Annotated in this window: 13 protein-coding genes; 10 read left to right on the forward strand and 3 right to left on the reverse strand. The window is 63.9% G+C overall.

What is annotated here, in order from left to right; genetic code table 11:
• Positions 1-24 precede the first annotated feature (24 nt).
• Positions 25-234, reverse strand: a complete 210-nt coding sequence (locus P0D96_RS08155; RefSeq protein ID WP_007179452.1) for a twin transmembrane helix small protein — start codon at positions 232-234, stop codon at positions 25-27.
• A 111-nt stretch (positions 235-345) separates the two neighbouring features.
• Between P0D96_RS08155 and P0D96_RS08160 the strand changes: the two genes are divergently transcribed.
• From P0D96_RS08160 to P0D96_RS08180, 5 genes are all read left to right on the forward strand, one after another.
• Positions 346-1062: an SURF1 family protein gene (locus tag P0D96_RS08160; RefSeq protein WP_408312869.1), complete on the forward strand. Its 717-nt coding sequence runs from the start codon at positions 346-348 to the stop codon at positions 1060-1062.
• 69 nt (positions 1063-1131) lie between these two features.
• The gene (locus P0D96_RS08165; RefSeq protein WP_408312872.1) at positions 1132-1794 is read left to right on the forward strand and encodes an SCO family protein; all 663 of its coding nucleotides are present in this window, start codon (positions 1132-1134) and stop codon (positions 1792-1794) included.
• 22 nt (positions 1795-1816) lie between these two features.
• Positions 1817-2926 carry a COX15/CtaA family protein gene (locus P0D96_RS08170; protein WP_408312875.1) on the forward strand — a complete coding sequence of 370 codons (1110 nt, stop codon included), beginning with the start codon at positions 1817-1819 and terminating at the stop codon, positions 2924-2926.
• Positions 2927-2932: 6 nt separating this feature from the next.
• The gene (gene cyoE / locus P0D96_RS08175) at positions 2933-3838 is read left to right on the forward strand and encodes a heme o synthase (protein WP_408312878.1); all 906 of its coding nucleotides are present in this window, start codon (positions 2933-2935) and stop codon (positions 3836-3838) included.
• A 4-nt stretch (positions 3839-3842) separates the two neighbouring features.
• Entirely contained in the window at positions 3843-4460 is a 618-nt protein-coding gene (locus P0D96_RS08180; RefSeq protein WP_408312881.1) for an SCO family protein, read from the forward strand.
• Between the two features lie 68 nt (positions 4461-4528).
• Here the strand turns inward: P0D96_RS08180 and P0D96_RS08185 are convergent, their stop codons facing one another.
• Positions 4529-4819 carry a YciI family protein gene (locus P0D96_RS08185; protein ID WP_408178262.1) on the reverse strand — a complete coding sequence of 97 codons (291 nt, stop codon included), beginning with the start codon at positions 4817-4819 and terminating at the stop codon, positions 4529-4531.
• 256 nt (positions 4820-5075) lie between these two features.
• Between P0D96_RS08185 and P0D96_RS08190 the strand changes: the two genes are divergently transcribed.
• Positions 5076-6932, forward strand: a complete 1857-nt coding sequence (locus P0D96_RS08190; RefSeq protein WP_408312885.1) for a methyl-accepting chemotaxis protein — start codon at positions 5076-5078, stop codon at positions 6930-6932.
• A gap of 251 nt (positions 6933-7183) precedes the next feature.
• On the forward strand, positions 7184-7996 hold the full coding sequence (locus tag P0D96_RS08195; protein WP_408312888.1) for a MetQ/NlpA family ABC transporter substrate-binding protein: 813 nt from the start codon (positions 7184-7186) through the stop codon (positions 7994-7996).
• A 13-nt stretch (positions 7997-8009) separates the two neighbouring features.
• Here the strand turns inward: P0D96_RS08195 and P0D96_RS08200 are convergent, their stop codons facing one another.
• On the reverse strand, positions 8010-8936 hold the full coding sequence (locus P0D96_RS08200; protein ID WP_408312891.1) for a bifunctional helix-turn-helix transcriptional regulator/GNAT family N-acetyltransferase: 927 nt from the start codon (positions 8934-8936) through the stop codon (positions 8010-8012).
• Positions 8937-9307: 371 nt separating this feature from the next.
• On the opposite strand from P0D96_RS08200, the gene P0D96_RS08205 reads away from it, so the two are divergent.
• From P0D96_RS08205 to P0D96_RS08215, 3 genes are all read left to right on the forward strand, one after another.
• Complete coding sequence (locus tag P0D96_RS08205) at positions 9308-10042, forward strand: GntR family transcriptional regulator (protein WP_132376142.1); 735 nt, start codon at positions 9308-9310, stop codon at positions 10040-10042.
• A 102-nt stretch (positions 10043-10144) separates the two neighbouring features.
• Positions 10145-11248 (forward strand): N-acetylglucosamine-6-phosphate deacetylase, encoded by a 1104-nt coding sequence (gene nagA / locus P0D96_RS08210; protein WP_132376141.1) that lies wholly within the window; start codon positions 10145-10147, stop codon positions 11246-11248.
• A complete protein-coding gene (locus P0D96_RS08215; protein WP_132376987.1) occupies positions 11241-12248 on the forward strand; it encodes an SIS domain-containing protein in 1008 nt (335 codons plus the stop codon). The genes nagA and P0D96_RS08215 overlap by 8 nt, the downstream gene beginning before the upstream one ends.
• The last annotated feature ends 21 nt before the right edge of the window (positions 12249-12269 follow it).

Genomic DNA, 12269 nt, shown 5'->3' on the forward strand with positions numbered 1-12269 from the left:
GGCGTGGAGATTTTTCCGCCGGGCTCAGCGCCCGTAAGGAATACCGGTCGACTGAATCCAACCCATCCAGTGAGCGAACAGGATGAACAGGAACAGCGAGATCGACAGGCCCACCCGCGTGGCGAGCGACCAGACCATCCGCTTGGTTTTTCCCTTGTCATGCATCATGAAGTACAGCGCCGACACCATGCTGGCGATGATCAGGACGAAGGCGATGGGAACGAGAATGTGCATGGAACCGGCTGAAACCAGGAAGCGCAGAGGCAAGACGTTTATTATCGCACCGCGAGCCTGCGTTTGCCGTGCGTTCCCCGTGACGTCGCGGGCGACGTTGGAGCGTGCGCGATGAAGTTCCGCCTCGTTCCCGCGCTGTTGATTCTGCTGGTGATCGTGGTGACGGTGCGGCTGGGTTTCTGGCAGCGCGACCGCGCGCATCAGAAGGAAGCGCTCGAAGCGCACATCACGCAGTTCGAGAATGCGCCCGCGCAACCGGTGAGCGCCGCGCCGGTTCAGTTGAAGGACATCGAGTTTCATCGCGTGAAAGCGCGTGGCAGTTTCGTCGCGAACAAGGTCGTCTACCTCGATAATCGTCCATATAACGATCAGCCGGGCTTTTACGTCGTGATGCCTTTTAAACTGGCCGACGGTGGTTACGTGCTGGTCAATCGCGGCTGGTTGCCACGCAATATGAACAACCGCGAGACCATCGCGCCGTACACCACGCCGCAAGGCGACATCGAAATCGAAGGCATTGCGCGGGCCGACGCGTCGCGCGCTTACGAGTTGGGGCAGGGCGGTTCGGCCGAGCATCAACTGATCCGTCAGAATCTGGATGTCGCCGCGTACGCCGCGGAAACCGGCTTGCCGCTGCAATCGTTCGTGATTCAGCAATTGAGCGACGACGGCGACAAGCTGGTGCGCGATTGGCCCGCGCCGACTAGCGGCGTCGAACGCAACTATGGCTACATGTTCCAGTGGTGGGGCATGGCGGCCGCGGCGCTGGTCTTCGGCCTGTATGCCGCGCGCCGCGCCGCGAAGAAAGAGCACGCGCCGGGCGTGTAACGCAGCACATGCGGTCTGTGGCCAGGGTTCGAGTCACAAGCCGCGCAAATCATTGATAGAGGTCCAGTAGTGTCGACGCAATCTCCCCGTTCGCCGCAAGCCGGCAAACCCTCAACGTCTCAAGCCACGCCCGGCCAACCCGACGGCAGAGGCTCGTGGCAACGCGGCCGCTGGATGCTGCTACTGGTGGCGATCATCTGCGCCGCACCGATCGCCGTGTCGTATTTCACGTACTACGTGATCCGGCCGACCGGCGGCACCACGAGCTACGGCACGCTGGTCGAACCGCAACGCCCGATTCCCGATTCGCTCACGGTCACCGGCGAGGATGGCAAGCCCGTCAAGTTCGCCACGCTGCGCGGCCACTGGCTGATGATTTCCGTCGACAACAGCGCGTGCGACAAAGCGTGCGTCACCAAGCTCTACTTCATGCGACAAATCCGCGCAGCTCAGGGCCCGGAACGCGAGCGCGTCGTGGAAGTATGGCTGCGCACCGATGCAGGCAACGTCGCGGACGTGATACAAAAGGCCTACCCCGACACCGACATGATGATCGCCGATCCGGCGCAGGTGTCCGCGTGGCTGCCAACGGATAGCGGCACCAAAGTCACTGACCACATTTACCTGGTCGATCCGAACGGCAATCTGATGATGCGTTTCCCGAAAGATCCGAACCCCGGCAAGATCAAAGGCGACCTGACCAAGCTGCTCAAATGGTCGCGCATCGGCTGACGCCGCAATATAGGTAAGAGAGATGTTCGTACTGCAACTGGCTCTGATCGGCTTGTGTATCGCGTTGTTGCCGCTGTCCTACGTGTGGGTCAAGGCCGACGACAACAAATTCCGCAAGCTGGTCTGGCTCACCACCTTCCTCACGCTCGATCTGGTGATGTTCGGCGGCTTTACGCGGCTCACCGATTCCGGGCTCGGCTGTCCGGACTGGCCGGGCTGTTACGGCACATCATCGCCGTTCATCGCGCATGCGGCGATCGCGGCCGCACATCAGGCGATGCCCACCGGACCGGTCAGCATGACGAAGGCCTGGATCGAAATGATCCACCGTTACTTCGCGATGGCGATCGGCGTGCTGATCATCGCGCAGACCCTCATCGCGTGGACGGCGCGTATCAAGCGACGCCCGCTGCATGTATCGCCGTGGTGGCCGACCTCGCTGTTGCTGCTGATTCTGGTGCAAGGCGCGTTCGGCGCCTGGACCGTGACGATGAAGCTGCAACCGATCATCGTGACGACACACTTGCTGCTCGGGCTCGCGCTATTGGGCACCCTCGGCTGGCTGGCCGCGCGGCAAACGCCGTTGCCCGCTTACGAGCCCGAGGCCGCGCGCTGGCGTGCGGCGGCGATCGCGGGTCTCGTGCTGCTGATCGCGCAGATCGCGCTGGGCGGCTGGGTCAGCACGAACTACGCGGTGCTCGCGTGCACGGATTTCCCGACCTGCAACGGCCAATGGGTCCCGCCGATGGATTTCGCGCACGGCTTCCACCTGTGGCGCGCGCTCGGCATGACCGGCGACGGCGACATGATCACGCAGGATGCGCTGGTGGCGATCCACTGGACGCACCGCACATTCGCCATCGTCGTGGTCGCCTATCTGGCGTGGTTCGCGCTCAAACTGCGCCGCTTCGAGTCGCTGCGGCGGCCCGCAAACGGCGTGCTGCTGGTCGTGCTGATCCAGTTCATCACCGGGCTGTCGAACATCGTTCTGCAATGGCCGTTGCCCATTGCGGTCGCGCATAACGGCGGGGCCGCGATCCTGCTGCTTCTGCTCGTTATGTTAAACTTTCGGATCGCTTATAGCCGTCCCGGCCGCGCCGTGCTCCCTGCGCGCGATGCCGCGCCAGCGTGACTCCACATGGACAGCACAACACTCTCCCAAACGCCCGGTAGCCGGGTCTCCCAGTACATCGCCCTGACGAAGCCGCGCGTCACGCAACTCGCCGTGTTCTGCGCCGTCATCGGCATGTTTCTGTCGACGCCTGGCATGGTGCCGTGGACTCCCCTGATCGGCGGCACCGTCGGCATCTGGTTGCTGGCCGGCGCGGCGTTCGCCATCAATTGCCTCGTCGAGCAGAAAATCGACGCCAAGATGCGCCGCACCTCGTGGCGCCCGTCCGCGCGCGGCGAAATCACCACCACGCAGATTCTGCTGTTCTCGGCCGTGCTCGGCGGCCTCGGCATGTGGACGCTCTACACGTTCGCCAATCCGCTCACCATGTGGCTCACGCTGGCCACGTTCGTCGGCTACGCCGTTATCTATACGCTGCTGCTCAAGCCTGCCACGCCGCAGAACATCGTGATCGGCGGCGCCTCGGGCGCCATGCCCCCGGCGCTCGGCTGGGCCGCGGTCACCGGCCACGTGCCCGGCGACGCCTGGATCCTGGTGCTGATCATCTTTGTGTGGACGCCGCCGCATTTCTGGGCGCTCGCGCTGTATCGCCGCAAAGACTACGAAAACGCCGGCCTGCCGATGCTGCCGAACACGCACGGCGAGAAGTACACGCGCCTGCATATTCTGCTGTACACGGTGATCCTGTTCGCGGTCACCATGATGCCCTTCATCTCCGGCATGAGCGGCGCGGTGTACCTCGCGTCGGCCGTGCTGCTGGGCGCCGTGTTCCTTGCCTATGCGTGGAAGATCTATCGCGAGTACTCGGACGATCTGGCGCGCAAGACCTTTCGTTATTCGATCGTCTATCTCTCGCTGCTATTCGCTGCGCTGCTGATCGACCACTATGCGCGCGTCCTGATCGGCGCGTAATACCATGCTCAATAACCGCTTCGCGCGCATGGCGCGTGCTGCCGTGATCGCTTGCGCGCTCGGTGGCGCCTCGCTGGTCGCAGGCTGCGGCAAGCAGCCGCCGGCGTTCCAGAATCTCGACATCACGGGCAATACCCAGTTCGGCAGCAACTTCTCGCTGCCCGACACGGCCGGCCACCTCCGCAGCATGGCGGACTACAAGGGCAAGGTCGTGGTGCTGTTCTTCGGCTACACGCATTGCCCGGACGTTTGCCCGACCACGATGGCCGAGCTCTCGCAGGCGTTGCAGCAACTCGGCCCGGAAGACGCGAAGCGCGTGCAGGTGCTGTTCGTCACCGTCGATCCGGATCGTGATACGCCGGCGTTGCTCGCGCAATACGTGCCGGCGTTCAACCCGACGTTCGTCGGCTTGCGTCCGGCCGATCAGGCGCAGCTCACCAAGATCACGAAGGACTTCCGCGTCTACTACGCGAAGGTGCCGAGCAAGACGCCTGACAGCTACACGATGGATCACACAGCAGCGAGCTATGTGTTCGATACGGACGGCAAGCTGCGTCTGTTCGCGCGCGACGGCCAGGGCGCAACGCCGTGGGTGCACGACATCAAGCTGCTGCTCGACTGACGCCTGCAGCCGTAAGGACGCGTGTCATATCACGCGTCCGTTTTTCAGATTCCTCTGCGCTTCAAGACTCAAGCTGGCATCGGCAAATTCAATCCGGGCGCTAGCCGCGTCGCCTTGAACTCCGTCACCTCGTAACGCGCAAGGTTCTGCTGCGCGAACGGGTCGCTGGCGAGAATCTCGTCCAGCCTGTCGCGCTCGATGCGCACCGCCAGAATGATGCCGCCGTCGCGCGGCACTTTCGGCCCGGCGGCGACGAACACGCCTGCTTCGAACTGCTGCGTCAGAAACGCGCGATGGGCTTCCAGCGCGTCGTCGACGCGTTCGAGCGGTGCGGTGTAGGTAAGGTCGATGACGTACATGGGCGTTCTCTCTGGCAATGGAATGTGCCGCTAAAAGGTGCGGCCGCAGCCTCGGATTATCGGTCAGAGAACGATTCAGCGCGTGTGATCTGCCTGCACGCACGCCGCCCTCGCCAGGCGGCTGGTTTCCTTGCAGCGTCTCTCAAGTTGCCCGTTTGTCTTGCCGTTATATCTATAGCAATCGTTTGCGCGCGATACGCAGTCGCGTGCCTGCGACTGCGAACGGAACACGAATCACACGAGAGAGACCACAACAATGAGCAGGATGAGTTTGAATCGCAAACTATGGCTGTCGCTCGCGCTCGTCTGGCTGGGGCTGCTGGGCGTCGGGCTGTGGAGCGCGGTCGAAACGCGCAGCACGATGCTGGCCGAGCGCAAGGCGGGCATGGTGAATCTGGTCGATGCCGCGCAGGGCATCGTGAGCGGTTATTACGCGCTCTCGCAAAGCGGCAAGCTGAGCGAGGCCGATGCGCAGCGCGAAGCGCTCGCCCGTCTCTCGACCATGCGCTATGGGGAATCCGGCTACCTGTTCGTGATGGATTCGAAGCCCGTCGTGCTGATGCATCCCACGTTGCCGCAAATGACCGGCAAGCCGGTCGGCGACTTCAAGGACCCGGACGGCAAGCTCCTCTACGTGGCGATCGTCGACGCGGCCAAGGCAAGCGGCCGTGGTTTCGCGGAGTATCGCGGACGCCTGCCGCACAGCGAAACGGCCGTGCCGAAGATCAGCTACGTGGTGCGTTTCGCGCCGTGGGACTGGAACATCACGAGCGGCGTGTTCATCAAGGACATCGACACGGTGTACTACGAGACGCTGCTCGGCCACCTGGCTGTGGTGCTGGTGATCGGCGCGATCATCTCGCTGGCGATGGTGCTGATCATCCGCAACGTGCGTGCGAGCCTCGGCGGCGAACCTGACCAGGCGGCGCGGCTTGCGGCAAGTATCGCGCAAGGCGATCTGACGCAGGTGGTCGAGGTTCGTCCGCAGGACAAGACCAGCATGATGGCGGCCATGCATGAAATGCAGAACCGTTTGCAGCGGACCATCGGCGAGATTCGTCGCTCGGCCGAATCCATTGCGTCGGCGACGCAGCAGATCGCCGCCGGCAATGGCGATCTGTCGCAGCGCACCGAGCAGCAGGCGGCTTCGTTGCAGGAGACAGCGGCGAGCATGGAAGAACTCACCGCGACGGTCAAGCAGAACGCCGACAACGCGCGGCAGGCGAGCGGACTCGCACATAACGCGTCCGAAATCGCGACGCGCGGCAACGACGTGGTGAGCCGCGTGATCGGCACGATGGGCGAGATCAACGACAGCTCGCGGCAGATCGCGGACATCATCGGCGTGATCGAAGGCATTGCTTTTCAGACCAACATTCTTGCGTTGAACGCGGCCGTGGAAGCGGCGCGCGCCGGTGAGCAGGGCCGCGGTTTCGCGGTCGTCGCGGGCGAGGTGCGCAGCCTCGCGCAGCGCTCGGGAACGGCGGCGAAGGAGATCAAGCAGTTGATCAGCGCGTCGGTCGAACGCGTGCATAACGGCTCGACCTTGGTGCAGCAAGCCGGGACGACGATGGGCGAAATTCTGCAAGCCGTGCAGCGTGTCACCGACATCATGGGCGAGATCGCGGCGGCATCCGAAGAGCAGAGCAGCGGCATTTCGCAAGTCGGGCGCGCCGTCACGCAAATGGATGAGGTGACGCAGCAGAACGCGGCGCTGGTCGAGCAGGCGGCCGCCGCAGCGGCTTCGTTGCAGGATCAGGCGGGGCGTCTGCGTGACACAGTGAGCGCGTTTCGCGTGAATAGTGGGGACGTTGCCGTGCAGAATTCGGCTGCGGTCGCGGCGCGGAGAGTGACGGCTACGGCGACGGCTGCGGCGCCGCAAGCAGCCGCAACGGCAGCGGCAATGCGCGAAATCGGCACGGCACTGCACTCTGCGTCGGCATCGTCGCGCGCGGAGCCGAAGCTGTCGGCTCCCGCCAGAGCGTCCGCCGCGCCGACCTCGGCATCGCCCGCGCATGTGACGAGCGCCAAGCCTGCCGCCTCGACCGCGCCACGCGCATCAACCGTGGCAGTGAAAGCCACCCCGCCCGGCGACGACTGGACCACCTTCTGATTCTCCGCTGCAGCGCCCGCGTGCCTCTCATGAGCACGCGGTCCCGCGCCGTTCAACGCGCATAACCATATGCGATCGTGATATTTCCCATCTCGCCGGGACTATGAGACCATTTCAGGTCCAGTCGGCTGCGCATTGTCAAAAGCAATGTCCGCCGTCGGCTTCCACCCGAATCTGACACCGATCAGAAGTCGATGAGCGGTCGATCAAGTCACCGATCCAGCCATCGATTAGAAACAAGCGAGAATCACATGCAGCGCAGAAACATCCTCAAAGCCCTCTCGGCAGTCGTCGCCAGCACGGCGATCTTCACCAGCTTCGGCGCGCACGCCGACGACAAAGTCATCAAGGTCGGCACCATCGGCGGCCCGGACGCGCAGATCTGGGAAGTCGTCACCAAAGTGGCGAAGCGCGAAGGCCTGAACGTGAAGGTCGTCGAATTCAACGACTACGTGCAGCCGAACGCCGCGCTCGACGCCGGCGACCTCGACGCAAACAGCTTCCAGCATCAGCCGTACCTCGATAGCCAGATCAAGCAGCGCGGCTACAAGATCGTCAATGCCGGTCTCACGTACATCTCGCCGCTCGGCATCTACTCGAAGAAGCTGAAGTCGCTGAAGGATCTGCCGCAAGGTGCGAAGGTCGCGGTGCCGAACGATCCGTCGAACGAAAACCGCGCGCTGCTGTTGCTGCAAGCGCAAGGCGTGCTCAAGCTGAAGGCTGGCGCGGGCACGAACGGCAATAACGCGACGCCGCTCGACGTCGCCGACAATCCGAAGAAAATCAAACTGGTCGAACTCGACGCCGCGCAACTGCCGCGCTCGCTGTCGGACGTCGACGCCGCCGCGATCAACACGAACTTCGCGTTGGCCGCCGGCCTGCAGCCGACCAAAGATGCGATCGCGCTCGAAGACGTGCACAGCCCGTACGCGAACCTGATCGCCGTGCGCACGCAGGACAAGGACAAGCCGTGGGTCAAGAAGCTGGTTGCCGCTTACCAGTCGGAAGACGTGCGCCAGTTCATCAAGACGCAGTTCAAGGGTTCGGTGGTGCCGTCGTTCTAAGCGGCGACGCTTGCTACAAGCCTAATTCCCATCGCTCGATCATCAGGTCCTTGGCGAAACGGCGCTCAGCCGCCGTGCCGGCGAGCCTGAACCCGGTGCGCTCGCACAGGCGCCGTGGTTGTTCGAGCGAGGCGGCCGTTGTCAGCGTGAGCTTCGTATAGCCCGCGCGCCTCGCAAAGCGCACGCATTCGCTCAGCAACTGCGTGCCGATGCCCAGCCGCTGCACGTCCGGCTCGACCCACAGCAGCCGCACGCCGGCCACCGTCGTCGACACGCCGACGATGCAGACCGAGCCGACCACCATGCCTTCCTGATCGGCGACCCAGCACATCTCCCGCACCGGATCGTTGCGTTGTGTGTAATCGGCGACGACCCGCGCGAGCAATCCCTCGAACGATGGATCCCAGTCGTATTGCGCGGCGAACCATTGCGCCTGCCGATGCACGAGCCAGCCGCATTCACCTGGGCGCGGCTGGCGGAGCACCACGAGTTCGTGCCGCGGCTTGTCACCGAGCAGCCGCTCGATGGTCTTCATCGCGGTGATCAACTGATCCTGAGAGAGGGCCGTGAGGCCGGAAAGCAGTATCGACACTTCTTCGATCGCCGCGTTATCGAGCGGTGCGTACGCGGCGTGGCCGCTGTCCGTGAGCGCGATCAGCGACTGGCGCGCGTCCGTCTCGGACGGGCGGCGCGTGATCAGATCGCGTCGTTCGAAGCTGGTCAGCAGACGGCTGAGATAACCGCTGTCGAGACCGAGGGAACGCCCGAGCACCGAGGCCGTTTGAGGACGTCCGCGGGAGAGCTCGTGCAGTACGCGCACCTCGGTCAATGAGAACGCGCTCTTTGCCAAATGCTCATGCAGTGCGCCAATGTGTCGGGTATAGAAGCGGTTGAAATGGCGGACGGCCTGAGCGCGCCTCAGCGCCTCGGAATCTGTCAAATGCTGCTCCCAGGGGATTGTTATAGCTTGCTACTCAGCACTATATTGGAACGCACCCCATTACAAAAGCCACGCCGGCAAAGGCTTGATCGGCACTGGTATTAAAAAGGTATCGATCGCGGCTGAGTGTCAGCGTACTGAAACCCTGCTTAAAGCCCGTCAGATGCATTCCCGAAGCCCAATACGGGTAAATCCTGGGCTCCAAAAAACCCTCTCCAGCGCCTGCGAATGCCCCTCTAAGCCTTATTCAGCAAGGCTTTGCGCTTAATCATACCAGCATGGAACCAGTTGATTGACTGGTATTATGTTGGTTATATAATGGGCTCTCATTTTTCGTAGGCCTACCTTTTCGCGAAGGCCGCCGGAGCCCCATGGAAACTCGCTGGTCCGCACTGATGCCTGACGCCCGCAACGTCACGCCGCTCTATTTGCAGCTCGCGCGCAATCTTGCGACAGCGATCCACTGCGGCGTGTGGTCGGCCGGTGAGGCGCTGCCCTCGGAGCGCACGCTCTCGGACGCGATCGGCGTGTCGCGCATCACGGCGCGCAAGGCGATCGAGTTGTTGGTCGAGCAAGGGTTGATCCGGCGTGCTCGCGGCGCAGGCAGCTTCATTACGCCGCGCGTCGAAGACCCGCTTTCGCGGCTCACCGGCTTCACGAAGAAGATGCAGCAGCGCGGTTTCCGGCCGGATTCGGTGTGGCTCGAGCGCGATATCCGCGCCGCCAACCGCGACGAGCTGGTGCACCTCGGGCTGTCGCCCGGCGCGGCGGTAACGAGTCTGCGGCGCCTGCGGCGCGCGGACGGCATCGTCATGGCGGTCGAGCATTCGGCGTTGCCGGCGGCGATCGTGCCCGATCCGCACGCCATCGGCGACTCGCTTTACAGCTATCTCGAACGCCGTGGCGCCGCCGTCGTGCGTGCCTTGCAACACTTCCGCGCGGTCAACGCTTCGAGCGAGATCGCTTCGTTGATGGACATCGAACCGCGCTCGGCGCTGCTGGTCATTACCCGTATCGGCTATAGCGCCGACCAGCGCGCAATCGAACTGACCGACACCTATTGCCGCGACGATTACTACGACTTTGTCGCTGAATTGCGCACCTGAACTGCTCGACCGAGCAGAGCGCGAAGCCCGCAAGTTCAGGTGCGGCGCCGCCGTCAGGCGCCATTCAGTCACGCCCCGTATCACGCCTCACCAGAGAGACTCATGCTGACCGGAAACATACTCACCACCGATGGGTGGATTCACGGCACGCTCGAATACGAAAACGGCCGCATCACGGCGCTCACCGGCGAACGCGTCGATCCGTCGACGAACGACGCGCCGTACATCCTGCCCGGCTTCATCGATCTGCACGTGCACGGCGGCGGCGGGTCCGACGTGATGGAAGGCGGCAACGCGATCGAAACCATCACGCGCACGCATGCGCGTTACGGCACGACCAGCCTGCTTGCCACCACCATGACCGCGCCGCGCGACGAACTGATGAGCGTCGTCGCTGAGTTGGGCAACAACGCGCGGATTCGCACGCCAGGCGGCGCGCGCGTACTCGGCGTGCATCTGGAAGGGCCGTACATCAACCCCGGCAAGCTCGGCGCGCAACCGGATGCGGCGGTCTCGGCGGTGATGGACGAAGTGCTGAAGTATCTGTCCATCGCGCCGATTCGCGTGGTGACGCTGGCGCCGGAAATTGCCGGCCATATGGAGATCATCTCCGAGATGGCGGCGCGCGGCGTGCGCGTGCAACTGGGCCATTCGCTCGGCACTTACGACGATGCCGTCGCCGCGCTCAAGCACGGCGCCTGCGGCTTCACGCATCTGTTCAACGCCATGTCGCCGCTGCACCATCGCAATCCAGGCCTCGTCGGCGCGGCGCTCGCGCACGCCGAGTTCGCCGAAATCATTCCCGATCTGCTGCACGTCCATCCTGGGGCGATCCGCGCGGCCTTGCGCGCGATTCCGCGTCTCTATGTGGTCACGGACAGCACCTCGGCCACCGGCATGCCCGACGGCGAATACCGCCTCGGCAGCCAGCATGTGACGAAGTGTCTCGGCGGCGTGCGTCTCGCCGACGGCACGCTCGCCGGCAGCACCCTGACCATGGATCAGGCGCTGCGCAATCTTGTGTCGATCGGCTTGCCGATCGCCGATGTATCGAACCGTTTGTCGCGCTACGCCGCCGACTACCTGGGCATTGAAGACCGCGGCCGCATCGCGCGCGGTGCATGGGCCGATGTGGTCGTGTTCGATCGTGAATTGGCGTTGACCGCGACTTACGTCGAAGGAGAAGCAATTGTCGAATATGCTTAAAGAGGCGCTGGCGTCCGCTGAAACGGTCGCCGCGCAACTCACGGACACCTCGCGCGTCGAGGCGCTGGCAGCGAAGCTCGCCCAGCAGCCGCGCCATGTCGCGCTGACGGTCGCGCGCGGCAGCTCCGACCATGCGGCGAGCTACTTCGCCAGCCTGACGATGAGCCGCCTCGGCGTGCCGGTCGCCTCGCTGCCGATGTCGGTCGCCACGCTGCAACAGGCGCCGCTGCAGGTGCGCGATCAACTCGCGCTGGCGTTCTCGCAATCGGGTAAGAGCCCTGACCTGGTCGGCACCATGGAAGCGCTGCGCCAAGCCGGCGCGCTGACCGTTGCCGCCGTGAACGTGTCGGGCTCACCCTTGGCCGACGCGTGCGAATTCGAGCTGCCGCTCGAAGCCGGTCCGGAACTGAGCGTCGCGGCCACCAAGAGCTATATCGCGATGCTGTCGATTTCCGCGCAGCTCGTCGCGCATTGGCAGCAGGACGCCGAATTGCTCGCTGCGTTGAAGACGCTGCCCGAAGCACTGCGTGCCGCCGGTGAACTCGACTGGTCGGCAGCCGTGGAGGAATTGCGCGGCGTCGAGCGCATGATCGTGATCGGCCGCGGTTTGGGTCTTGCCATCGCGCAGGAAGCCGCGCTGAAACTGAAGGAAACCTCCGGCATTCAGGCCGAAGCGTTTTCGAGCGCGGAAGTGCGTCACGGTCCGATGGAATTGATCGATCGCGACTACCCGCTGCTGGTCTTCGCACCGCGCGGGCCCGAGCAGGCCGGCTTGCTGCAACTCGCGCGCGATATGAAGGCGCGCGGCGCCCGCGTTCTGCTCGCGGCGCCGGCTGACGTGCCGGAAGCCACGTTGCCGCTTGCACCCACCGCCCATGCGGCGCTCGATCCGATCGCTGCAATCCTGTCCTTTTACGTGATGGCCGCCGGTCTTGCCGCCGCGCGCGGGCGCAATCCCGATGCGCCGCGCCATCTCAACAAAGTCACCGAAACTCACTGACGAGAAATCAGATGCGACGTG

The sequence above is a fragment of the Paraburkholderia sp. RL17-347-BIC-D genome (genome assembly GCF_046027915.1).
Taxonomy (GTDB): Bacteria; Pseudomonadota; Gammaproteobacteria; order Burkholderiales; family Burkholderiaceae; genus Paraburkholderia.